We start from the raw sequence: 24,524 nt of genomic DNA, 5'->3' as shown, positions 1-24,524 counted from the left end.
GCTGTAGTAAACGAGGGGACTTCTTTACCTTACTTCGCATGTTCATCGGGTTGATGAATCCCGAAAATATTGCCTTCCGTGTCGTGATAATACCCTTGCCACGCCAATCCAGGGAGGGCGTGTTTCGATTTGGCTACTACGCCGCCATTTGCTAAAATCTTCTCTTCTGTAACGTCATAATCTTCCACAGCCATTGTGCATGCATACCCATTTAAGGCTTGACCAACCTCAGGAGGTGCGCTTTGTCGCTTCATTAAAGCGCCGTTAATACCTACTTCAGCATCATCGCCCGTAACTGCCCCAAAGTACGGCATGCCTGCATAATCGCTCCAATCTTGAAAGGACCAGCCAAACACCTCTCCGTAAAACTTCTTTGCACGTTCCATGTCATCTACATGAATTTCAAAATGAATTAATCTCCCCATAAGTTCCCTCCTTATTATTTTTATAATTATCAAACTTTTGAAATTGATTTTATCATAAGGGAATGAACACTGTAAATGATCAGCAAATGTTTTTAGAAAAAATATATGTTCTTTTAAGGTTTGTAGTCATGAGATAGGTGTTTGCCCAGCTTGGCTTGAAAACGCTTGTCAGACAAGGCGCGAAGTCGAGCGAAGACCCGAATAGAACTTAGGTTCATGAGGGGACGAGCGAGACGAGCAACGCAGTATGCGAGCGTTTGTCAACAAGCTGATCCTTCTAATTACCAAAACTATGAAAAAGCGATGTGTGTCGAAAAGACTATAATTTTATATTAATCAGTCGATATAAACAATATCACTAATGCAATATGAAACGATTGTAAAACATGTCTGATTGCATAATAAAAGAATCAGGAAAAACGGTAGTTTCTATTTTTATTACCTTTATATACTACAAACATTAGGTGATGGATATGGACATTAGTGGAATACTTGGAGATTTAAGGAGGGTGAGCTGTGAAAAATCGGTGGCATAGTATTTCTGTAAAAATGTTATCATTACTCACTGTTATTATTGTGTTTTCAGTATCTATTATTGGGGCAATTAGCTATTATGTTGCTAAAAATCAGTTGATTAATGCAGGGAAACAAGAATTATATCATATCGTAAATAGCTCTTTTGCGACATTAGAAGCAATCAATAAACAGGTGGAAAATGGTAGCATTCGTTTAGAAGAAGCGAAAGATGAAGCGAGAATCCTATTGAGTGGACCGAAGCTTGAAAATGGAGAACATGATTATAAGAAGTCTCACTTTCTGTATAAGGGAGAAGGGTATATCTTAGGGTATGATGGAAATTTTTCTTCCCAAGTTCATCCAAGTAATCCAGTCGGAGATATTCCGGAAGATACGACCAATAGAGAAAAGATGGTAAAAGGTTCGCTTGCTGAAAATATAGAGGATCGCTATGTCTATTTTGATGATTTTAATAGTGACGACGGCGTGACAAGAAAAAAAATCACCTATATGGAACATTTTGAGCCATGGGATTGGTATATAGGAATTACTGTATTTGAAGATGAGTTTTATGAAGATTTGGCCATTGTGAAGACGATTATTGTCGTTGGTACACTTATTATTATTTTAATCAGCATTACCGTATTTTATTTGGCGATTAGAAAGAAAATAACTTTGTTAAAGGATGTCACTGCATTATCTTTGAGCATCGCGGATGGGAACATTCAGGAGACTCATTTGACTGAATCGAAGGATGAGATCGGTCAATTAGCAAAGGCGTATAATACGATGTCCTTTAAATTGCGTCAGTTGCTTCAGAACGTTGGTGAAAAGGCGGAGCTATTGGCATCTTCTTCAGAAGAGTTGAATGCAAGCTCAGAACAAAACAGTCAAGCGACAGAACAGGTTGCGAATGCAATTCAAGAAGTGGCAATCGGTACGGAGCAGCAAACAGAAATGGTAAAACAAACAACTGAAGTTGTAAAAGAAATGTCTTTAGGAATTCATCAAATTGAAGAGAACTCCCAAAACGTTTCTCGCACGTCCAATGAAGCACTATACATTGTAAGGAATGGAGAACAGGCAATACAACTATCTGTTGAACAAATGCAATCCATTAATGAGTCTGTTACGGATTTAGGAAAAATCATTTATTCATTAGAAGAACGTTCAGAGGAAATTAATCAAATTGTGAATGTAATATCTGATATTGCAGACCAAACCAATCTTTTATCTTTAAATGCAGCCATTGAAGCGGCAAGAGCCGGTGAAAATGGAAAAGGCTTTGCAGTTGTGGCAAATGAGGTGAGAAAGCTATCGGAGCAGTCGGCAAAATCAACGGAGACCATTCGTCACCTTATCTCTTCCATTCAAGGGGATACACGACAAGCAGTGGCGTCCATGAATAAAGGGGCAGAAGAGACTGAAAAGGGCATTAATGTTGTAAACGATGCAGGGAATTCATTTAAACAGATCCAGCAATTTGTGTATAATGTTTCTCATCAAATTCAAGAAGTATCGGAATCAATTGAGCAAATGACGAAAGGAACAGAACAAGTAGTGGAAGCCGTTCGAGCAATTGATGAAATAGCTAACAAAACGACTTATCAGAGTCAGGATGTCTCAGCCGCGACAGAGGAACAATTAGCCTCTATGGAAGAAATCGCATCGTCGGCATCTTCGTTATCCTATATGGCTGAAGAATTACAAGAGTCGGTTGGAAAGTTTCGATTGTAATTTGAAGCCGATCGAACTCGTGAAGATTTGTAGAGAGTGGCGAAAATCTAAGGTCGTTTGACTAACAACAGCTGTTGATGATCCGTTGTGATGCCTAAGCAAGGGACTTCAAAGTTTATAGGAAGCACCTCCAGTTTTTTTGGATGTTTTTGACGATATCCATACCAGAAGACTTGGATCGGTGCTTCTTTTTATGGAGCTGAAGGGGATAGCCGGTAATTTCACAGACATATTAAAAGATCAGACATTAAAAGGGGTAGGGAAGCATTGGAATCGACATGGCGTTCGATCTATGGCTGGCCAGTTTTGTGAAGAAGATGGGTTGGTAGTTGTAACGGTTTACAGACAAAAGCTATTTGGTGTGGGAGGGGTTTCCCAAAGAGCCTCCAATCCTATAAAAGTAACGTTTTTTCATAATGAAAAACCGGCATGTGCTAAATCCACATGCCGGTCCTCATCATTCATTCTGCCTCAAACGTCTCCATCGATTGCCGGGATACTTCTGCAATTTGTTGCACTTTCTTCAACAAATCTTCATTTTCCGGCTTCAACATCTCTTCATTCGGTTCGCTCGACATTGTATAGGCGAATATGTAGGAATCATTTGAGCCGACGTATTTGTAAACGGTATGCTCCCAGTTGTCGGCATTGCCATCATTCTCAAAAACGATAATGCTGAAGAGACTTTGTTCAATTGACCGGTCTGTATCGGTGAAAGTGAAATCGACTGTTGCGATAGCGTCAGAATCCCAAGAGCCAGTGTCAGCAGTCAATCGTTTCAGCATGTCGGCAGGCATTTCGAATGAAAATCCGTATTGCTTATTCGAATAGACGCCTTCTTTTGCATCTGCACTCGTAGTTTCCTCATCTTCTGTTGCATCGGTTGTTGTTTCTTCATCTTGTTTAACTTGATGATCTGCCTCGCTTGTATCTTCTTTCATTTCCAAAGACTTTAACTCGGAAAATGTAAAGTTGTCTCCGTCTTCAAAGCCGAATACCGTTTTAATGAGACCGATTTCAGGCGCATAATAATGTACAGTTTTGCGACCCTTTTTGTCATTTGGGATGACGGTCGTCACTTCAATTACATTGTCGTATTTGCCGGCCGGAACTTCAACAGTCAAGCCGGTTGCAGTCAAATAACTAATTGATTTGTCGCTGTCATTCTTTTCCCATTTCGGTTTGTTGGACAGTTCTACAATAGCCGTTTCTTCATTTTTCAATGCATTGACGACATAAACGAGCCGAACTTCCTTTTCGTTAACGACGTATTCCTTAATGGACTCGGAAGCCATTCCGCCTTTCTCATGAATGTACACTGTGTCTGGCCCGTCAGAGTTGATCGATAAATTTACTGTATCGATCGCTTCAACTGTTTTTCCGTCGGGATCGTATTGGTTATATGTTCTCATCATGCCGATTGGCGGGAAATAATCCGAGACGTCAATTGCTTCTGCCTCTTTGGTGTCAACTGTTTTAATATGATCTGAACAGCCGACCAGAACAAACGCAAATAAACTTATAAACAATAGCGTATAGTATTTCTTCAAATCAATTCACCCCTTCTCTACACTATATTATCTTATCACTCTAAAAGCTGAAATAGCATCGTTTTTACCTATTTATCCACGATTTGAACGGTTCTAATAACACAGTAGAATTAGTAATGTACTTATTTTTCACCTTACTACGTAGTGGATCATTTGCACAGCAAAATAAGTTTAATTTCATTGTATTTTTTACCTTACAAGTGGTATATACTGTTGTAAGGATGAAAAAATATAATTATTTACTTAATGAAGGAGCATATTATATGAAAAGTCCATATTCACTTCCCATGCTTCCGTTATCATTTTCTCCAGAAACGGAGCTAAAGCTTTATAGGAAAGTTGTAGAGGCTTCATCAAAGTTAGAAAGATTGAAAGAGAAATTGAATTACTCTATTGTGAACAAATCTTTCTTAGAGCTTCTCACATTATTTGAATCTGTTGAGTCGACTAGAATTGAAGGTACCCAAGTTACATTTAGTGACATGCTTGAAGACCAGTTGGAAATTAGCGAAGACTGGCAAAAGGTTGAGGTTCGAAACTATCGAGAGGCGTTACAAACTGGAATTGAAGAAATCAGAAACGGTTATCCTCTAAGTGAAAGATTAATTCGTCGACTTCATGCGACTTTAATGAAAGATGCTAGGGGTGCTATTAGCGCAGCAGGACAATATCGAAGAGTCCAAAACTTTATCGGCCCTTCCAATAATCCAAAAGAGGCTTCCTATATACCTCCAGAGCCACAGTTGATGGATGAATACATGAAAAACTTAGAGTTATTCATGAATGGGCATCCTTATAAGGAAGAGCAACCACAAGAATTGCATCCGCTTATAAAATGTGCCATCATTCATGGCCAATTCGAGTCAATCCACCCATTTTTAGATGGGAACGGACGGCTTGGGCGAATCTTGATCGTTCTTTATCTTTTACAAACAAAGTTAATTGAATCACCATTCTTTTTCTTAAGTGAGGAACTTGAAAAGGAGAAATTCAGATATTATGCTTTTTTAAATGGTATCCGTGGTATAGGCAGGAAAAATCCGGATTGGGAAGGTTGGATCGTATTTTTTATGGATGCAACCATTCGGATGGCAGATCATCAGTATGAAAAATTGGATCGCGCTGAACAGTTGTTCAAAGAAGGTGTCAAGCGAATCACTAAGAATTCTACAAGAAAAGTATGGGGTACATTATTTCACTCACCTATTACAAATGCTGCTCAAATTGCTAATTATACAGGTCTTACACAGCAGACAGTAAGATCAGGACTACAAGAATTAGAGCAGTTAGGAATGGTATTTGGAGATGATCGGAGGCGAAATCGTAAATATTATTTTTATGATTTGATCAATATTATTCAGGGGTAATTGTTAAAAGGTTTATTCAAATGTACCATGATAATTGAATGATAGAGTAACTATAGTTTAATTTTTAATCTGTTATCTATGCAATCAAACAGCGATCCATTTCCCGATGAAAGGAAGTGGATCGCTTTGTCTTCACATTTCTATATTCTCTTTTTATTGAGGTTAGTTCTGTTGATTGGAGTGTAGAGCGGCGACTCCTGTGGGATAAGCGAAGCCGATACATGGAACGGACTTTGTGAATAAAAGCGGAGCGGTACGAGCACAGAAACGGATGCATTATTTCTGCCAAAGGCGCAGAAATAATGCCAATCAAACCTTGCGCTGTTTGATTGGCTCTCCGCCCGCCCCACGGAAAGTGTCCGCTTGGAACGCAAATCAACATTTTTTGATGGAGCCCTTTCAAGTGAACTTTCTCGGTGACCTCAACCGTCTTGAGAGGTGTTTCGTATAGCATATTTTGTTATGAACTATCGAATGCCTTTCATAAATCGCTGAATTAGTGGCGAGATAAGGAATAGCACGATACTGAAAAGTATTGCAGCTCCACCGATTGAACCGAAGTAAAGCACTTCAGTTTCTGCGGAATAAAACTTAACGAGCTGTGCGTTTAATGCTTGTGCTGCAGCATTCGAAAGGAACCATAAACTCATCGTTTGTGCTGAGAAAGCGGCTGGCGCTAACTTCGTAGTTGCTGATAGACCGACAGGGGAGAGACATAATTCTCCGACTGCCACGAAGAAAATGCTAAGCACTAACCAAAGCGGGTTAACGAGCGTATCGGTTCCACCAAAATAGCCTGGCAATAAAATGACGATGAAAGATAGCCCAGCAAACAACAGTCCTAATGAAAACTTTTTCGGGATGGACGGCTGACGATCGCCTAATTTTGTCCAAAGCACAGCGAACAACGGTGCAAGGAAAATAACAAACAATGGCCAGAACGATTGGAACCAAGCCGGTGAAAGCTCAATACCTATGAAGTTTAAATTTGTCCGTGTATCTGCGTAAAGTGCTAAAATCGTCGCTCCTTGTTCAGCAATTACCCAAAATAGGACAGCTGCCAAGAAGAGTGGGATGTAAGCTAATAGACGGGACTGTTCCACCTCGTTTGTTTTCGGGCTTCTATACATTACGATAAAATAAGCTGCAGGAATTAGGAAAGCCAATATTCCTACGAGATTAACGAATGAATCGAACGTCAACCAGCCTTGTGGAATCGAGATTGCAACTAAGGCTGCAATGACGATTGCCGATGCCGTGAAGATCGTGTAAACACGTTTTTTCTCAGATGGCTGCAATGGATTTGGAGCTTGCGAACCAGCAAGTCCAAGGTTTTTCTTTTTTGTCATAGCGAATACGACTAAACCGAAGAACATTCCGACAGCTGCCACACCAAACCCTAAGTGGAAGCTTGTCTTCATCAATTCACCTGTAATGAGCGGAGAGATGAATGCCCCTAAGTTGATACCCATATAGAAAATACTGAACCCGGCGTCACGGCGGTTATCGTTTTCTGCATACAAGTCTCCGACAACACTGGAAGCGTTCGGTTTCAATAAACCTGTTCCGAGTACGATCAGTACCATTGATGTGAAGAATAGTGCCAAGTTGCCTGGAATCGCCAAAGCAATATGTCCTAACATAATGAGAATACCGCCGTAGAAAACGGATTTGGTCGTTCCGAAGACTCGGTCGGCTAACCATCCACCGATAATTCCAGACATGTAAACAAGTGAACCATAAATCGACATGATTGAAAGTGCGACGGTCTTATCTAATCCGAGCCCACCTTTTGTAACTTCATAGTACATATAGAATACAAGGATCGCGCGCATCCCATAATACGAAAAGCGTTCCCAAAATTCAGTGAAAAATAGCGTAAATAGCCCTTTGGGGTGTCCGAAGAACCCTGTTTGCGGAGCGCTATCGATCATTTGTTGTTTTGTTAATTTTGACAATATAAACCCTCCTTACTATATAAAGAATAACATGTAAGCGCTTTAAAATGCTATAGGAATATTATAATTTTTACAATGTTCCAAGATGGTGACAGTTGTAAATTATTTGATATTTAAAGCTGTTTGTAAAGTATCGGAGGGTTTGTTGATAAAAAATCACTTTGAAAATATAATATAATGGGATAATTTAGAGGATACGATCACTATATTCAACTGGTGCATCAAATAGCATAAAAATATCGTTGAAGTATGTCTCGTCAATCAATTTTTCCAGCACACCTTTGAAATATCCCGGCAAGTTGCGGATCGCTTTTCGTTTTGTCGCCATTACTGTAATTAGCAGTGCACGGTATGGTAGTTCTTCAAACACATGCTTGTCCTCTTTGTAAATATCAAACTTTAGCATGCCTCCCGAAATGGCCCTATGGATTCCAAACAGTTCACGGGCTATTTTTGTATTGCCGATCGTCCGGGCAAGCAATTTTTTCATTTTGCTAAAAAGGCTTGTGGAATACTTTGACAGTTCCATAGGAGACGTGGTTTTAAGATCTTTATCTTGTAAGGATTTAGAAAGAAAAGCTTCGTCCTCTGTTTCTTTGTCTTTTTCCGTGTCGTTATGCGGTTTGTTACCATTGTTACGATCGTTCATTTTCCCATGGTCATCGACAGGCAAAATAATGTAAATATTAGCTCCTAACCCGCTCATGACAGGACGGATATAGTGAACTTTTTCGATGATGCCTAGTCTGACTAATTTGCGGATTGCGCGTCTTACAGTGACGTTGGATTTTCCGATTGCCTCTTCAATCGTACAATGTTTTAAATGTGCTGCGCCGTATTTCACAGAGTAGCGGCGGATGATGTCCAGCACTTGGCGATCAGATTTCGTTAAATGATCATAGTGACGGAAGAGATGTTGCTCTGCTGCTGCGTCCAATTCCTCAATTGTAGTGAAGCGTGCGTATGCTTTTAAATAATGTGTCATGTTTCATTCCCCCTTTACTTTCTATATAGAGAGGAGGGTTCAAAAGGGATACTGAATCGAACATTTTTTTGAAATACAATAAATAGATATAAAAAAACAACCAACCTCCCCGACGAAATTTTCGTAAGGATGGCTGGTTGTTTTTCGTAGCTACCTTTTTCTTTTCTTTTTACTGCTGGACGTTGAATAGGTTGTGTCGCTTCTTTCCATTACGAATGAGTGCGGATAATCAGCGAAGTAAGCTTGTTTTAATTGATAGCTATGGCTAAGAAGCGTATGCAGCTTTGTTTTCTGTTTAATAACAACGTCATGGGAAACAGGAACGATAATCTCCGTGCCGTCAATGAAAATGAGCTTTGTTCTTTTCTTTCCAAGCACCTCCATATTGAAGAAGTGACTGAAAATCCAAGTGCACTCCGGATGTTCGGATGACATGATCGGAAATACGCCTACATCTTCCGAGATGAGGAATGGCGGCTTCTGTACGAAACCGAACACTTTTCGAACAGCCTCCTCGCGACCTTTCATTGAAGAGTGATTGCGAAGGCATGCCCGATTAAGCAATGTGGTAGGGCTTAACTTTGAGTGATAGACTCCATGAGTTGTAACAATTTCGGACAAGTATTCACCGGTATGGACATGTTGCAGTGCCAATGCTCGATGATCAAGGTATAAACTGTAATCTTTCATACTGATCCTCCCTTATTTACAAACTTATTCATTTAATACCACATATTTATATAGTATCATACAATTTATTCGAGTAGTACAAAAATACATATTAATTTCAAGATTCTATCATTAAACTATTTCTTTTCACCTGTCTATAGTGGACGTTTAGTATGTCAAATGTCTCGAATGCGAATTGGTATTCAATCGTACTTCCCTCTACGATGAAGACACCCGGGAATAAACTGAATCGTGCACGATCGGAAAGGTCAACTACGTGTTGAATTTTGAAGACGTGTTAACGCAATATGAACCAATGATTTCCGCATGCATTCGCCAATTGCATATTTACCGAGACCATGAACAGTATCGGCAAGTAGGCAGAGTAGCCCTCTGGCAAGCTTGGACGCGTTATGACGAGGAAAAAGGAAATTTTACGCCTTTCGCATACCGATCCATTCGCGGCGCAATGTTAGATGAAATGAAAAAAGAAAGCCGTGTGGAAGAGCGTACGATGCCGACAGAAGACGAAATATTAATTAGAGAAATCGGTGGGGAAGAGGTAGAAGAAAACGAATCGATTGCCCTTCTTCCACATGCTTTAGGCAATTTAACAAAGGAAGAACGGCAATTGCTGCAATGGCTATTCTTTGACAAATGCACCCAAGCTGAGTGTGCCAAGAGAATCGGCATCAGTGTGGCGGGGGTGAAGAAACGGAGGGAGAGAATTTTGAAGAAGTTGAGGGGGAGGTTGGAGAGTTGGGGGTGAGAGTGTGAATTACCTTTCGTTGATAACGAAACGAGTGTGTTGAATATAAAAATGAAGCCAGTCGTTATGGTGTTGACTGGCTTTCATTTGTTTAATGAGCGTCTTCCATTTTGAACAAATATCCTAACCATTTCTTAACGTTCATTGTTCTTCAAAATGATTTTCAAATAATTTTCTCTTTCAATTAAGAGACCCGTTGAACCTAATTCCCTAAACATGGAAATCGCTTTCTGAACGACTTCTATGCCTTTCTCTTGATTACCTTTTTGTATTTCGTAAATCCCTTGCAAGTATAGTAAATGATTGCGTGAAAGAAGATCTTTTTCCGGGATCGAAATTTCATCTAAATATCCTATGAATACTTTGCATTCACTTAAATATTTCTTATGTCTCAATAAATACGTGAGTGTATTTAAAAGGATATAGATAATAATTTGATTTACCTTTGAGAGCTTTCTTAAATAAATGCTTTTTGTATAGGCTGTTTCGGAAAGTGTTAAAACCATTTCTGGTTGCATAAGGAACATTGTGGCGCTATATAACCGCAATTCATAATACCCCCAAACTTCTACTTTAAAAAGGTAATCAAATAAAAATGCAACGGCTTCTTTTTCGGCGCTCACAAATTCGTCTTTTAAAATACTTATTAAAACGTCTAATGCTAATGTGTTACAGCGATATGCTGCAATATTAGTAGTTCTCCATTTTTCCAAGTGAATTTCTTTTAAATTTTGTAGTTGGGAAAGATCCCGACTGACGTAAGCTTGGTCTGCTATATCAAAAAAGACTTCGAAATTATCAAGGTTGAAATCATTATGGACGAATAGGAATTCATCGTACGAAAGGGAGAGTTTTTCTAAAATTTTAAAAAAGTAGCTTACAGTTATGTCTGAATTTCCACGTTCAAATTTGGACAAAAAGGAAGTAGATAAAATCCCTTCTGATAATTGCTGAATCGTATATCCTTTTTCCTCTCTAATTTTTCGAATCGTCCTACCATAATCTTTCATGGATTTTCTCCTTGTACTCATTATTTATTTTCTCGCAAATAACAATTCCGTATTAAATTCTACTATATGATAAATTTATTAGATTAGTCAATATACTTTGTATAATCAAAGTTAGATAGATAATTTAACTACATAAGAAAGCATCATTCTTTTGAGTTCAAGCAGTACTATTTTAATACGGGAAGGGAGATTAAAATATAAAGAGCATTTTGTTCATTAAATGAGTACTTATAGTATGTCAAAATGGGGGATGAATAAATGGGAGAAATCGTAAAAAAGATTGAAACGATCTATTTGCCGGTCAACAATCCAAAGGCATCCGCGAAATGGTATGAAGAGCATTTGCAATTGAAGACAATGGGGCCGATTGAAGAGGATGCAGATCAAGCACAACTTGTCCTAAACTCAGGACAATCTATCTTTTTAATTAAAAGCAAAAATGCAGTCAATGCAAATTTTACGGAGATTAATGGAACAGAACAGTGCTCAATCACTTTGGAAGTAAACAATTTTCAACGTTTATATGAGGCTTTGAAAGCAAATGGTGCAACTATCACTGAGATTGTGGACAATGACGATTGTGGTAAAAACTTTTATGTCTATGATATGGATGGCAACAAAATCGATATTTGGAGCGGTTGGCCACCTGTTTCATAAAGGATTGCTGAAGAGAAAATTAAAGGTGAGAGGTTCAAAATGATCGAGCAAATTATGTATGTACAAATTCCAGTAAAAAATATTAGACGTTCGGTTGCTTGGTATAGGGATGTATTGGAATTGCAATTTATTTGGCATATGAAAAACGAGAAATTAGCTCAATTGAATTTTTCTTCAGGGCAGATGCTGTTTTTGCTGGAATCGAAGGATGCAAGCCCTATTCAGTTTGAGCAAAATGGACGGGAACATGGGGTTATCGGGTTGCAAACGATAGATATCTATCAATTGTATGAACGGTTAAAATCCTATGGTATTCAAGTGACAGAAATAGACGATGATGGGCAAGGAAATTTGTTTTTAGACTTTACCGATATTGACGGAAATCGGTTCAACGTGCAATGTGATGCATCGAATAATTGAAGGAGAAAAGATTGATGACACAAAAAATGATATTTCTTTAACGATCAAAAGCGCATTTCAGGCGATCGGAATAAAATGGGAAGGAACATTTGCTGATGCGGGCGCCGGCGGGATTTGCGCTGTATAGCAATTAATGATAGAACGCATTGGTGATATCAATACTTTGGTAAACTCGGAAGTTCTTCTCGACATATCCTTCCATGCCCAGCAAGGAGGAGAAACATATGTTCATGATTCAGCCGTGGAAGTAAAGTTGACGGAGCAGATCCCCGATGGAATGGAAATCATTTCAGTTCCACGTTTCACGTATGCTGAATGCAAGCATCATAAAGGGCAGACTTTGAAGGAATCCTATAACAATATGTATCGCTGGATTCATCAAAATCAATATAAAGAAACGAATCCTGACGGGTTAACCCGTTTTGAAAAATACCCTATGATCCAAGATCCGTATCCTGAGTTTGACATGATGATTCCTGTCATTAAATAATAGAGCAGCATTCGTCAAGCTTATAGTGATTTATTCCGCCTGCAAATTACCATACCTATTAGGAATTGATACTGAAGAAGTATTCTATTGAAAAATTCATTGTAAAAGGACAGTTTCCATTATGAATAAAAAAGGGAAGAAAGGAAGAAAGAATATGGATATTCGAACAGAAAGTAAAAGTACCTTCAAAGTGATGGGAATGAAGTTGTCTGTCTTATTGCGTGATGAGCGAAGGAAAAAGTTGATTACTACTTTACATGACGATTTCAATAAAAGAGTCGATGAAATTAACAATCGAATCAATCCAACAGTTGGATATGGAATTTATATGGATCCACCAAACTACAATCCGGATACAGATCCTTTTACATGGATTGCATGTGTGGAAGTGGATGATTTATCGAACCCGCCAGAAGGAATGGAAGGTGTCGAATTCCCTGACAATATGTACGCAATTACAACATATGAAGGACCGAAAGGGGAAGCTGGCAATCTGTATGATGCACTTTATAGGTGGATCGACCAATCAGAATATCAAATTGCCGCTGACTATGGATTAGAAGTATACCATGATGATGTTGATGATACAGAGATCGACCATATGAAGATGGAACTTTGGTTTCCTATTAAAAAGAAATCATAATGGAGATGTACACTAACTGGACATATTGAAGGAAGTGGCAGGTTTAGCATAAAAATATACAAATAAAATAATAGATGCACAAATGTTATTTAACAATTGAAACGTGTATTCGTATATATAAGAAGGCGGTTTCCCTTTGAATGGGAGACCGTCTTTATAAAATTGGTTTCATAAATAACTGGTGATAAAAAGACTTTTACCTATTTCATAATTCAGTACGTCTTTTTTTAGAGAGAACGAATTGATTTGGATTTTATAAGGTTTATTCATTACATATTTTCAGTGTTATGTTTACAAGTTCAAGAAGAATTTTCGCTGTCAGTCGCACGTCTAAGAAAAAACATTTAGTTGTTATATAATAATCTCAATTATTAAATTTCTATATTTACTGATGTTCTGAATTGTGGTATTATTATCTCGAGGTTCGGAATTATAAAATAAATCGAGTGATTTAGCTAATACATTTTTGGGGGGATTAACTTGAAACCGCAAGATACAATTATTTGTACTGGATATTCACGTCTCCCTGATGGGATGGCAGCTAAAAATTTGTATGGAGTGATGGGGGTCGGTTTTGAGGTTGATCCAAGGACAGACAAAATTATTAATGCTTCAAGTACATTCATTACAAATATGTGCACAGACTTTATTAATACAATCTTTGTAGGGCATTGTTTAAGAGAAGGAATCGAGGAGCAAATAGATATTTTTGAAAAAAGATATTTTGGATTAGGGAAGAAAGCTATTGTGATGGCGATGAAAGATGCTTATAACCAGTTTCAAATTTATAAAAGTATGAAAATACCTGTTGACAGTTAATTCAATTGACTCTATACTCATAAAAAACAGAATAAAGTTCGCTTGCTTGATCTTTTGTTGAGGAGTATCCCTTCTCAATACCAAAAATTTCAAACCCGGGCAGAACTAAAAAGCGCAAGATGCTTTTTAGTTCTGCCCTTTTTTATTAAAAAAATCGAGAGACAATGGAGGAAGATGAATGAACAATAAACGTTTGAGAAAACTGCTTGCGAAAATGAACGAAATGAAACTGGATCGCCTTGTACTTGTTTCTAAAGAGAATTTATCATATTTGTTTCATTTTACATTTGATACAGGCAAAAGAATTTCTGCTTGTACGATTAATTCACAAGGAGATATCCGTTTTTTTGTAAACAGCATTTTCTCAGAAGGCGTTGCAGAGGATTTTCCGTTTCATGTCACGTTCTATCGGGACGGAGATTATCCAATTGATTTGATATTACAACAAATCCCTTTGCATGAGAGAGTAGGAATCGATGAAAACTTAGTTTCCTCTGCCATGTACTACATCATTCAAAATCGAAAAGATCTTACACTATCTATTTCCGACTGTGTTGAAAGGCTTCGCGAGATAAAAGACGAGAATGAAATCAATGCATTATCGCAATCTGCCCGAATTGCCGATGCTGTTATGCTCCAAACGGTTCAATTGCAAACCTATCCAACAACTGAGGAGAAGATAGCGCAAATGGTTGTCTCCTTTTTTGATAACTATGAGGTCGATGAAGTTTCGTTTACTCCTATTGTTGCATCAGGAGTTAATACCGTAAATCCGCATCACAAAGCGGGAAATACAATGATTCTTCCAAATGAACCTCTTTTAGTCGATATAGGAGCAAAATTTAATGGCTACTGTTCAGACATGACAAGAATGTTTGCACGATCGGAAATATTTTCAGCCTATTCAACATTATATTCACGTTTGCTTGAAGCCCAACAAATTGCCTTGGATATCATTCGGCCGGGAATTGAGTTGAAGGAAATAGACCGATCCATTCGAAACTATTTAAAACGATACAATCTCGAACAATATTTTATCCATGGCACGGGGCATGGTATTGGAATTGAGGCTTATGAATTGCCATATATTCACCACAACAATACTGAAATTGTAAAGGAGGGGATGGTCGTCACTGTTGGTCCTGGATTGTATTTGCAAGGAAATTATGGTCTTCGAATTGAAGATGTTGTTCTTGTTACGAAGACTGGATCGGAATGCTTAAACAAATTACCGAAAGAACTACTCATATTGGAAGAAGAAAGAGTATAAGGAGAATAAGAACATGAAAATCGAAAAAGGACGTTTGTTTGCAGGCTTGCTTGTATTGATGCTATTCATTGCGGGATGCAGTTATGAGGATCCTAATTCCACAGGTGCTTCTAATGGCGAGCAATCGGGAGAGGCAAAAGGCGAAATACGTGTTGGATTGGATATTGATGCGGGTTCCATGGATCCCCGACTGACAAATGAATCATCTGGAAAACGGGTTACTGATATCGTTTTTGATGGATTAATCCGTCTATCTGATACACAGGAACCAGAGCCGTCATTGGCGACTGAATGGGACAATCCAGACCCGCTAACATGGGTGTTTACACTGAGAGAAGATGTGAAGTTTCATGATGGTGAGCCGTTCACCGCAGAGGATGTTAAGTATACTTTTGACAAAATTTTAGATCCGGATTTTAAAGCACCGTTTATATCTATGTATCAACCAATTGAATCAGTGGAAGTGATTGACGAATACAAGGTTCAGTTTAATTTAAATCAGCCATATGCGCCGTTATTGAGCTATTTGGACATTGGAATTGTGCCGAAGCATATTGCTGAAAATGATGAACAGAAAATGGCTTCTGAACCGATTGGAACAGGACCGTATAAGATGGTCAAATGGGACAAGAACAATAAAATACAGTTTGAAGCAAATGAAGACTATTGGGCAGGCGCGCCGAAAACGAAAAAAGTTACGTATTTCATAATTCCTGACAATACGACACGTGTAGCTTCACTGGAAGCGGGAGACATTGATATTGTACATTCTCCATTGTCACCGCAAGACATACAAAGAATGAAAGAGAACGATGACTTTGTTGTTGAAGAAAAAGAAGGGCTTGGTTTTACTTATTTAAACTTCAATCAGGAGAGCGATGTAATCAAAGATGTGAAAGTGAGGCAAGCAATCTCTCACTTAATTAATAAAGAAGTTATTTCAGAAGATGTTTATCGAAATATGGATCAACCAGGATTATCTCCTTTAGTTCCGTCGTCTTGGGCGTATACAGACGATGTACCAACCTTTCCTTACGATCCGGAAAAGTCAAAACTACTTTTTGAGGAAGCTGGGTGGAAGGATACAAATGGGGATGGCTTTTACGATAAAGACGGCAAGCTATTTAAAATCCAGTTATCTACGCATAGTGAGGATCCAAATCGGATGCAAATGGTGGAGTATTTGCAAAATGAATTTGAGAAAAACGGTATAAAAACGGAGGTAGTAACAAATGAGTGGTCTACATTCAGCGCAAATTTGATGGAAGGAAAATATGATATTGCCTTGTTAGGATGGCTAAATTTAACGGATCCTGATCGCGCCACCTATAATCAATTCCATTCGACTAGCGGCAGCAACTATGGAAAATACAATAATCCTAAAGTGGATGAATTATTAGAAAGTGCGAGAGCTTCAGCAGATCAAAATGAGCGAAAAGAGATGTATAAGGAGATTGCACAAATTGTAACGGAAGATGTTGCTTACAATGTAGTGTTGTATCAAGGTTACTTCGCCATGTACAGCAATGATGTCGATGGGTTTACTCCCTATTCAAATGGAAGCTTTTACAGTTTAAAAGACGTATCAATTCAATAAATGGAAAAGGGGGGAGAGCCCCCTTCTCTTAGGGGTGGTAAGATGGCTCGATTTATAGGTAAACGATTAGTCCAATTAATTCCTGTATTAATAGGAATATCAGTCCTTGTCTTTCTTCTGTTATTTTTAGTGCCGGGTGATCCCGCCACTACATTATTGGGACAAGACGCTACTAAAGAGGAAGTACACCGTTTTAAAGAACAGATGGGCTTAAATGATCCGTTTTTTGTACAATTGGGGCATTTTTTGCTTGGATTAGCGAAGGGAGACTTGGGACAATCCTTTATCCAAAATGAATCAGTTTCTTCTATTGTAATGTCTCATTTGCCAGCAACGCTCGAATTAGCTGTTTTAGGGCTGATAATCGCACTAATCATTGCGGTCCCACTTGGCATTTGGTCAGCAGTTAAACAATTTTCTTGGATCGATTATTCAAGTATGTTTTTTGCCCAATTAGGTGTCTCCATTCCGGTATTTTGGTTAGGACTGCTGCTCATCTTGTTCTTTTCAGTTGATCTGAACATATTGCCATCATTCGGTAGAGGCGATCCGCTATACAGTGCAATTGGTCAAACGATTAAAACAGGAAATATCTATTATGTCATGGAGAGTTTAAAGCACTTAATCTTACCTGCATTGACATTAGGGCTGATGAGTGCGGCATTTATTACACGAATGGTGAGATCAGCCATGTTAGAAGTGCTAAATGAAGATTATATTAGAACAGCTGAAGCGAAAGGCGTAAAAAATTTCTATGTCATTATGAAACATGCTTTCAGAAATGCATTGATCCCGATTGTAACAATTATCGGCTTGCAATTTGGCAATCTAATTGGAGGGGCTATTGTTACTGAGACAGTGTTTGCATGGCCTGGAATTGGAAGGCTGCTCATTACTGCAATTAGTCAACGAGATTTCCCAGTAGTTCAGGGGTCGGTATTAGTAGTAGCTCTATTGTTTGCCCTTATTAACCTATTAATCGATGTATTGTACTCGTTGATTAATCCAAAAATACAGCAACAGTAAGTAGGTGAAAAAATTGGAGCTCAATATAGAGAAAGAAAAACCTTATAGATTTAATTTAAAGGATAAGGCAAGTCTTCTTTTAAAGAGCAAATCAGCATTCATAGGAGGAATAATCGTTTCGATCGTTGTCCTATGCGCTATTTTCGCTCCATTGCTAACAACGCATGATCCGTATGAAATGGATATGGGTAAGGCATTGTTGAAGCCTGGAGAAGAAAATCATATTTTAGGAACAGATCAGTATGGAAGAGACTTGTTTACAAGATTGGTCTATGGTGCACGAGTTTCATTGCATGTAGGTATTGTTTCAGTTGCGGTATCCATGGTGATCGGAGTGACGTTGGGATTGATTGCGGGGTATTATGGCGGGCTGATTGATACGATTATTATGCGCATTGTAGATATCTTTTTATCATTCCCGGTTATTTTGTTAGCAATTGCTTTAGTTGCATCGTTAGGTCCAGGGATAAATAACGTTATTATTGCACTTGGTTTTGTCTATTGGACGAACTATACACGGATTGTCCGTGGAAATGTCCTCTCGATAAAAGAAGAAGAGTATATTCAGGCGGCAAAAACAATAGGATCTTCAGATTTTAGAATAATTTTTCTGAATATTCTACCGAACACGATGGCACCCATCATTGTTGTCGCTACTTTAGGCATTGGCGTTGCAATTGTTTCGGAAGCGACACTAAGTTTCTTAGGCTTGGGCATACAGCCCCCAGAAGCAAGTTGGGGATGGACCTTAGCTTTCGGGATGAAGTATATAAGAGAATCGTTCCATCTTTCTCTTTATCCTGGAATTGCCATCATGATTACAGTATTAGGCTTTAATCTCCTTGGCGATGGAATTAGAGATTTAACAGATACAAAACTAAAAAGAAGATGAAAGGGAGTACGTAGACATGAGTAGAAAATTCGAAGAGGTTACTGTTACGCATTTATCGAACGGAGAAAAAGTTTCATTAGGCATCCATACAATTAAAGGTAGCAAGCCGGGACCGACTTTAGGCATTTCAGCAGCAATCCATGGCGATGAAATTATTGGTAGCGAAATTATTAGAAGAATTTATGAGTCGATCAACGATGAAGAACTATCGGGGACGCTTCTTTTATTGCCTGTGGCAAATCCATTGGCATTTGAGGCATTATCTCGTAACACGCCTTTAGATATGAATAATTTAAACAGATTATTTCCGGGAAATGAAAATGGTTGGGTAAGTGAGCAATTAGCAAAGAGTATCGTAGTAAACTTTTTGGATCAAGTGGACTTTTATATTGATTTACATGCAGGTGGGGCAGTTCCGATTGTAGATTATGTCTATATTCAGAATGCAGAAGAGATGTCAAGAGCATTTGATTTTCCGCTTTTGTATCGCCCTGCTGACGTATATGAAGGAACTACTGCGACATATACAACGGAGAAAGGCATTCCGAGTGTAACTGTTGAGATCGGTGGAGGCCCTAACTTCCGGGAGCATATCGATAGAGGAATTAAAGGTATTATTAATTGTCTGAAGTATTTGAAAATGATTCCTGGCGACACTGTCATTTCTTCGAAGCAAACTGTATTAAGCGAAATTCAAATTATACGGCCAAAACAAGGTGGAATGTTGGTGCCTGAGTATAGCTTTGATCATGTAGGTAAAAAAATCGAAGGTAAACAGGTGTTAGCGAACATTTACAATCCTAAAACGTTTGAATTGCTTGAAACCATTGAGACGCCATTTGAACAAAATATCGTAGTTTTAATGAGGGGTCTTGTAGGTAAAGTGAACGCTGGTGATTATGGCTACATGTTAGGAAACTTAGAAACGGCGGAGCGTTAATTATGAAATCGATCGTATATGAGGAAAAGGATTTTTTGTTAGGTGACAAATTTGTTCGTATTGTTCAAGGGTTCGATCATCTTTTCAAACAAATGACAAATGAGAGCACTTCAAGAGAAGAAGCGTTAAACTCCGAAGGAATAGTACCTGTCAATCTAACTACTCTCAAGCCAGAAACGTATACAAGCTTAGAAGATGTATATGAGGATTTGGTGCAGTTACAGCATGAATATAGAACAATACAAGATGAACGTAGAAGATTCTATATGAACAAGCAAATCGAAAGCATTAAAAACTTAGTGCTTTGGAAGAAAAAAGATTTGAACAATTTTCTTAGTAGAGTTCGGGGATTTTTATTTGTAAATGATAATCCATTCACTTCAGATCAATGTGCAAACTTACATGAGGAGTTACAAACGCATTTTAAAAGCATAGGTTTAAGAGGCGACCTGGAGTCTAATTACGGACAGTGGACAGCAAGTAGGCATGTACCTCTCGATGAGATTGAATCGGTACTAAATGAATTGTTATATAAAGCAAAAGAAAGAGTAGTAGAAAAAATGTTTCCGGAAGTGGAAGACATTCATATAAAAGTGAAAATCGTTCATGACGTTCCTTACAGTGCCTATTGTGACTATGTCAATGAAACGATGATCATCAACGGTGATTTGGATTATACGTATGAATCATTGAAACACCTAACGACACATGAAGTGTTTCCAGGACATACTACACATCTATATGTAAGAGAACAAGCTTATTTAAGAGGAGAAGTTCCTGCAGATGCTGCATTGGTTATCACAAACTCGGCATCAAGTCCATCATTTGAAGGGATAGGCGACAATGGTCTGCAGTTTATTGATTGGATGACGACGGATCATGATCGGATAGCCGATACAGTCCAGCGCATCAAATCCGTAGCGGGAATGAATTCATCTTATATGCTGAATGAATTGAACAGGCCAGAACACGAAGTGAGGAAGTTTTTAAGATCCTTTGCATTTGGACAAAAAGAGTGGATTGATTCGCGGATGCGCTTTATAAGCCACCCACTGAGGGCTCCATTTATATATGCATATTATCGAGGCTATGAAGGAGTAAAGGAAGCCTATAAACGAATATCCGACAGTCAGAAAAAAGAATTCTATTACTATTTGTATGAAAATATGCTAACAGCTGAAGAACTGCGGCTATATGGATAAGGAGAATAAAAAATGAATTTGACGAAATCTTCAACACTATATGAAAACATTCGTAAGTTTGTTCCGGGAGGTGTGCATTCGAATAGTCGCTTTCGTCAACCGCATCCGATCTATTTTAAAGAAGCAAATGGTGCCTATATTAAGGATGTAGATGATAATTCCTACTTAGACATTATTATGGGAAATGGCGCAGTCATTCTTGGACATAACAATGAAGAATTTAACGAGAGGATGCAAGAGCGTCTTAAAAATGGAATAATTACAGGTTTGGAAACAGAGTTAAGCATTGAAACGGCAAAGAAGTTTTTAAGCTTCGTTACAACAGCTGATCAGGTTAAGTTCACCAATACAGGAACGGAAGCGGTTATGCATGCAATGCTCATCGCCCGCACCTATACAGGGAAACAGGATATTGCGGTTGTGGAAGGTGCTTATAATGGATGGCATGATGCAGTGAATGTGAGCACTTGGCCAAATTTAGATCTTGCAGGAGATGCAAGTGAGCCGAATTCCTTACCAGGTTCATTAGGGTTAAAGGAAGATGTTGTAAAAAGTACAGTTGTCATACCTTTTAATGATCTGGACGCAACAGAGCGTATATTTGCTGCGCATCATGAAAGACTTGCAGCTTTAATTATTGAACCGACAATGATCGATGTTGGATATATACCGGGGTCAAAAGAATATCTTCAAGGTTTGAAAGATCTATGCTCCAAATATGAGATTATTCTTGTCTTCGATGAGTTGCTTACTGGTTTTAGAGAATCGAAAGGCGGATTGCAGGTCAGACATGGAGTTGCGCCTGATTTATCGACATTCGGGAAGGCGATTAGCAATGGCTATCCAATGGCGGCTGTTGCGGGTAAAGCTGAAATAATGGGTAAATCAGCGCCTGGTCCGGGATCATGTTCATTTGTCGGAACTTATAATGGACACCAAGTATCGTTAGCGGCATCGCTTTCTTTTATGGAGCTTTATGAAGAGTTAAATGTTTTGGAAGTATTAGATCGTAGAACCGATATGCTCATTAAGAAATTTAATGACAGCGCAAAAGAGAAAAATATCTCTGTTATGATGCGCGGAAAAGGCGGTCATTTTCATTGGTATTTTTCGGACAAAGCACCAAATAACTATCGAGATGCTGCCCAATCAAATAAAGAGGCCTACCAGAAATTCACACATGCGCTTAGCGAGCAAGGAGTATATTGCTCCGGAAATTACTTGCTTCATCATGCGATTTCATATGCCCATAAAGACGCAGAATTAGAAAAGTTATTGAAATCAATGGATGAAGCCTTACGGACACTAGTGTAATCTTGGGAGGCGATAAATTTGAAACGAAAAATATTGGACGTGAAGAATTTATCTACTAGCTTTAAGAATAATAAACAGAAGATCGTGACAGTAGATAATATTTCCTTTGAAGTATTTGAGGGTGAAACGTTAGGAATTGTTGGTGAATCAGGCTGTGGAAAAAGTTTAACGTCCCTTTCTGTCATGGGTTTAATAAAACCTCCGGGTGAAGTGAAGGCAGATGCTATCCTATTTGACGATATAGATTTAAGCGGAGTATCCAAGAAGAAATTCCGCGGTTTGCGCGGCGACCAGCTCTCCATGATCTTTCAGGAACCGATGACGTCCTTGAATCCTGTATATAAAGTTGGTGACCAAATTGGTGAGTCATTAAAGATTCATAAAAGCCTCTCAAAGGCGGAAAGGCATGCAGTCATTGTTAATTTATTGAAAGAAGTAGGAATCGCAAGAGCTGCTGAGATTGCTGACTGCTATCCACATCAATTGTCAGGGGGAATGCGGCAAAGGGTTATGATAGCAATTGCTATCGCATGTAATCCTAAGCTAATCATTGCGGACGAGCCCACTACTGCTTTGGATGTCACCATTCAAGCTCAAATATTGGAGTTACTGAAAAAACTGCAAAGAGAGAATAATACTGCCATGATACTAATAACGCATGATTTAGGTGTGGTTTCAGAGGCTTGTGATCGTGTGTTGGTAATGTATGCGGGCAGGATTGTAGAAAGCGGTGAAGTTAAATCGGTTTTGTCTAATCCGTTACATCCTTATACGAAGGGCTTGCTTGCATCCTTGCCCAAAAACACTCCGCCACAATCGAAACTTCCCTTCATTCCCGGCCAAGTGCCGCCACCAGTGTCATGGGGAAAAGGATGCCGCTTTGCTGATAGATGTCCATTTGCTGAAGAGAAGTGCAGAACTGAACAGCCACCATTTTTCCAAGCTGCTGACGAAAAACAAGTAGCATGCTGGTTATATGAGGAAGAAAGGACTGTAGTCAATGCTTAAGGAAAATGAAAAAGAAGTGTTTCTTAAAGTTGACAATCTCTCAAAACATTTTCCGATGAAGAAAGGTGTCCTTTCAAAGCAGAAGGCAGCTGTTAAAGCAGTGGACGGGGTTCGTTTTGAGATATATAAAGGTGAAACGCTTGGTGTAGTCGGTGAAAGTGGTTGCGGTAAATCAACAATGGCCAGATTGCTTATTAAACTATACGAAGCGACAGAGGGCTCTATCGAGATGGAAGGCAAACGAATTGAATCGCTGAATAAGCAAGAGTTGAAAAAGTTTCGAAGGGATATCCAAATGGTATTCCAAGATCCGTATGCAAGCTTAAATCCTAAATGGACGATTAAGCGGACCTTATTGGAACCTTTAAAAGTGCATGGTATAGGCTCTCGGAATGAAAGAATTAGAAGGGTGAAAGAGATTTTAAATGCAGTTGGACTAAACGAATCGTATGCGGAACGATATCCCCATGAATTTAGTGGAGGTCAACGGCAAAGGATAGGTATTGCAAGAGCATTGATTTTAAATCCCAAACTTATTATTGCGGATGAGCCCGTATCCGCATTGGATATATCGGTACAAGCCCAAGTTATAAACATTTTGCGGGAGTTGCAACAGGAGTACAATTTGACGTACCTCTTTATTACACATGATTTATCAGTCGTTGAGCATATTGCTGATCGTGTTATCGTTATGTATTTAGGAAGAATAGTGGAAGTTTCGACAACAGAAAAACTGTTTGAGAAGCCTAATCATCCGTATACTGAAGCACTCATTTCTGCAGTCCCAGAAGTGAATTCAGAAGTGAAGAAAGAACGAATTATTTTATCGGGAGACGTTCCCGATCCAGCTAATCCGCCAAGTGGCTGTGCATTTCATACACGTTGTCCGTATTCAATGGAGGTATGCAAAACAAAGAGACCTGAATTGCAATCGATAAATGAACAACAACAGGTTGTCTGTCATTTATACGATCACAATAACATCATTGGAGCAATGGAAGAGAAGAAGAAAAAGGTATTAACATAGAATTGATTGATAATAGGGTTGCATATTTGGATAACAGGAACTATGACCGCCGAAGATACGTAAACAAATCATATGATTAACGCAGAAAATAACAGAACATAATCAATAAAACTCAGCCGATAAAAAATGGGAACTGACCTAAGAAAATGAGACAAATAAAAACACCTTTCGTTGAAAATAGGGTATTGAACCTTATGAAATCAATTCGGAGGTGTTTTTTTAATGGCGACTAG

23 protein-coding genes are annotated in these 24,524 nt (G+C 38.7%); 17 read left to right on the top strand and 6 right to left on the bottom strand.

Going from position 1 to position 24,524, the window contains the following annotated elements; all coding sequences use genetic code 11:
- Positions 1-29 precede the first annotated feature (29 nt).
- Positions 30-425: a VOC family protein gene (locus ACFQ38_RS10855; protein ID WP_336823737.1), complete on the bottom strand. Its 396-nt coding sequence runs from the start codon at positions 423-425 to the stop codon at positions 30-32.
- A gap of 516 nt (positions 426-941) precedes the next feature.
- On the opposite strand from ACFQ38_RS10855, the gene ACFQ38_RS10850 reads away from it, so the two are divergent.
- Entirely contained in the window at positions 942-2,678 is a 1,737-nt protein-coding gene (locus ACFQ38_RS10850; protein ID WP_381480809.1) for a methyl-accepting chemotaxis protein, read from the top strand.
- A gap of 461 nt (positions 2,679-3,139) precedes the next feature.
- Here the strand turns inward: ACFQ38_RS10850 and ACFQ38_RS10845 are convergent, their stop codons facing one another.
- Positions 3,140-4,228, bottom strand: coding sequence for a hypothetical protein (locus ACFQ38_RS10845; protein ID WP_381480807.1), 1,089 nt, complete (start codon positions 4,226-4,228; stop codon positions 3,140-3,142).
- 263 nt (positions 4,229-4,491) lie between these two features.
- On the opposite strand from ACFQ38_RS10845, the gene ACFQ38_RS10840 reads away from it, so the two are divergent.
- Positions 4,492-5,595: a Fic family protein gene (locus ACFQ38_RS10840; protein ID WP_381480805.1), complete on the top strand. Its 1,104-nt coding sequence runs from the start codon at positions 4,492-4,494 to the stop codon at positions 5,593-5,595.
- 467 nt (positions 5,596-6,062) lie between these two features.
- Here ACFQ38_RS10840 and ACFQ38_RS10835 read toward each other — a convergent pair whose 3' ends face one another.
- From ACFQ38_RS10835 to ACFQ38_RS10825, 3 genes are all read right to left on the bottom strand, one after another.
- The gene (locus ACFQ38_RS10835) at positions 6,063-7,529 is read right to left on the bottom strand and encodes a peptide MFS transporter (protein WP_381480853.1); all 1,467 of its coding nucleotides are present in this window, start codon (positions 7,527-7,529) and stop codon (positions 6,063-6,065) included.
- Between the two features lie 211 nt (positions 7,530-7,740).
- Positions 7,741-8,538, bottom strand: a complete 798-nt coding sequence (locus ACFQ38_RS10830) for a hypothetical protein (RefSeq protein WP_381480803.1) — start codon at positions 8,536-8,538, stop codon at positions 7,741-7,743.
- Between the two features lie 150 nt (positions 8,539-8,688).
- On the bottom strand, positions 8,689-9,228 hold the full coding sequence (locus ACFQ38_RS10825; protein ID WP_336823743.1) for a competence protein ComK: 540 nt from the start codon (positions 9,226-9,228) through the stop codon (positions 8,689-8,691).
- 256 nt (positions 9,229-9,484) lie between these two features.
- Here ACFQ38_RS10825 and ACFQ38_RS10820 point away from each other — a divergent pair, with 256 nt between their 5' ends.
- On the top strand, positions 9,485-9,976 hold the full coding sequence (locus tag ACFQ38_RS10820) for a sigma-70 family RNA polymerase sigma factor (protein WP_336823744.1): 492 nt from the start codon (positions 9,485-9,487) through the stop codon (positions 9,974-9,976).
- 134 nt (positions 9,977-10,110) lie between these two features.
- Here ACFQ38_RS10820 and ACFQ38_RS10815 read toward each other — a convergent pair whose 3' ends face one another.
- Positions 10,111-10,986, bottom strand: coding sequence for a helix-turn-helix domain-containing protein (locus ACFQ38_RS10815; RefSeq protein ID WP_381480800.1), 876 nt, complete (start codon positions 10,984-10,986; stop codon positions 10,111-10,113).
- Between the two features lie 258 nt (positions 10,987-11,244).
- On the opposite strand from ACFQ38_RS10815, the gene ACFQ38_RS10810 reads away from it, so the two are divergent.
- The 14 genes from ACFQ38_RS10810 to ACFQ38_RS10745 all read left to right on the top strand — a co-directional run bounded on the left by ACFQ38_RS10810 (position 11,245) and on the right by ACFQ38_RS10745 (position 24,291).
- Complete coding sequence (locus ACFQ38_RS10810) at positions 11,245-11,643, top strand: VOC family protein (RefSeq protein ID WP_336823746.1); 399 nt, start codon at positions 11,245-11,247, stop codon at positions 11,641-11,643.
- A gap of 39 nt (positions 11,644-11,682) precedes the next feature.
- Positions 11,683-12,063, top strand: a complete 381-nt coding sequence (locus ACFQ38_RS10805; RefSeq protein WP_336823747.1) for a VOC family protein — start codon at positions 11,683-11,685, stop codon at positions 12,061-12,063.
- Between the two features lie 133 nt (positions 12,064-12,196).
- Positions 12,197-12,553 carry a GyrI-like domain-containing protein gene (locus ACFQ38_RS10800; protein WP_336823748.1) on the top strand — a complete coding sequence of 119 codons (357 nt, stop codon included), beginning with the start codon at positions 12,197-12,199 and terminating at the stop codon, positions 12,551-12,553.
- Positions 12,554-12,707: 154 nt separating this feature from the next.
- Positions 12,708-13,196 carry a GyrI-like domain-containing protein gene (locus ACFQ38_RS10795; RefSeq protein ID WP_336823749.1) on the top strand — a complete coding sequence of 163 codons (489 nt, stop codon included), beginning with the start codon at positions 12,708-12,710 and terminating at the stop codon, positions 13,194-13,196.
- Between the two features lie 480 nt (positions 13,197-13,676).
- Positions 13,677-14,015 (top strand): DUF3870 domain-containing protein, encoded by a 339-nt coding sequence (locus ACFQ38_RS10790; RefSeq protein ID WP_336823750.1) that lies wholly within the window; start codon positions 13,677-13,679, stop codon positions 14,013-14,015.
- A 178-nt stretch (positions 14,016-14,193) separates the two neighbouring features.
- On the top strand, positions 14,194-15,285 hold the full coding sequence (locus tag ACFQ38_RS10785) for a M24 family metallopeptidase (protein ID WP_336823751.1): 1,092 nt from the start codon (positions 14,194-14,196) through the stop codon (positions 15,283-15,285).
- A 13-nt stretch (positions 15,286-15,298) separates the two neighbouring features.
- Positions 15,299-16,882 carry an ABC transporter substrate-binding protein gene (locus tag ACFQ38_RS10780; protein ID WP_336823752.1) on the top strand — a complete coding sequence of 528 codons (1,584 nt, stop codon included), beginning with the start codon at positions 15,299-15,301 and terminating at the stop codon, positions 16,880-16,882.
- 42 nt (positions 16,883-16,924) lie between these two features.
- Positions 16,925-17,908, top strand: a complete 984-nt coding sequence (locus tag ACFQ38_RS10775; RefSeq protein ID WP_381480795.1) for an ABC transporter permease — start codon at positions 16,925-16,927, stop codon at positions 17,906-17,908.
- Between the two features lie 4 nt (positions 17,909-17,912).
- Positions 17,913-18,800: a nickel transporter permease gene (gene nikC / locus ACFQ38_RS10770; protein WP_381480793.1), complete on the top strand. Its 888-nt coding sequence runs from the start codon at positions 17,913-17,915 to the stop codon at positions 18,798-18,800.
- 16 nt (positions 18,801-18,816) lie between these two features.
- Positions 18,817-19,740 (top strand): succinylglutamate desuccinylase/aspartoacylase family protein, encoded by a 924-nt coding sequence (locus ACFQ38_RS10765; RefSeq protein ID WP_381480790.1) that lies wholly within the window; start codon positions 18,817-18,819, stop codon positions 19,738-19,740.
- A gap of 2 nt (positions 19,741-19,742) precedes the next feature.
- The gene (locus tag ACFQ38_RS10760) at positions 19,743-20,942 is read left to right on the top strand and encodes a hypothetical protein (RefSeq protein WP_381480788.1); all 1,200 of its coding nucleotides are present in this window, start codon (positions 19,743-19,745) and stop codon (positions 20,940-20,942) included.
- Between the two features lie 12 nt (positions 20,943-20,954).
- Positions 20,955-22,256, top strand: a complete 1,302-nt coding sequence (locus ACFQ38_RS10755; RefSeq protein WP_336823757.1) for an aspartate aminotransferase family protein — start codon at positions 20,955-20,957, stop codon at positions 22,254-22,256.
- A gap of 18 nt (positions 22,257-22,274) precedes the next feature.
- A complete protein-coding gene (locus ACFQ38_RS10750; RefSeq protein WP_381480785.1) occupies positions 22,275-23,264 on the top strand; it encodes an ABC transporter ATP-binding protein in 990 nt (329 codons plus the stop codon).
- Positions 23,257-24,291 (top strand): ABC transporter ATP-binding protein, encoded by a 1,035-nt coding sequence (locus ACFQ38_RS10745; protein WP_381480783.1) that lies wholly within the window; start codon positions 23,257-23,259, stop codon positions 24,289-24,291. The genes ACFQ38_RS10750 and ACFQ38_RS10745 overlap by 8 nt, the downstream gene beginning before the upstream one ends.
- Positions 24,292-24,524: the final 233 nt, after the last annotated feature.

This window comes from Sporosarcina contaminans, assembly GCF_042679045.1.
In the GTDB taxonomy this organism is placed as follows: Bacteria; Bacillota; Bacilli; order Bacillales_A; family Planococcaceae; genus Sporosarcina; species Sporosarcina contaminans.
Note: the sequence above shows the minus strand (reverse complement) of the source record. Positions and strands in the feature narration are given on the sequence as shown.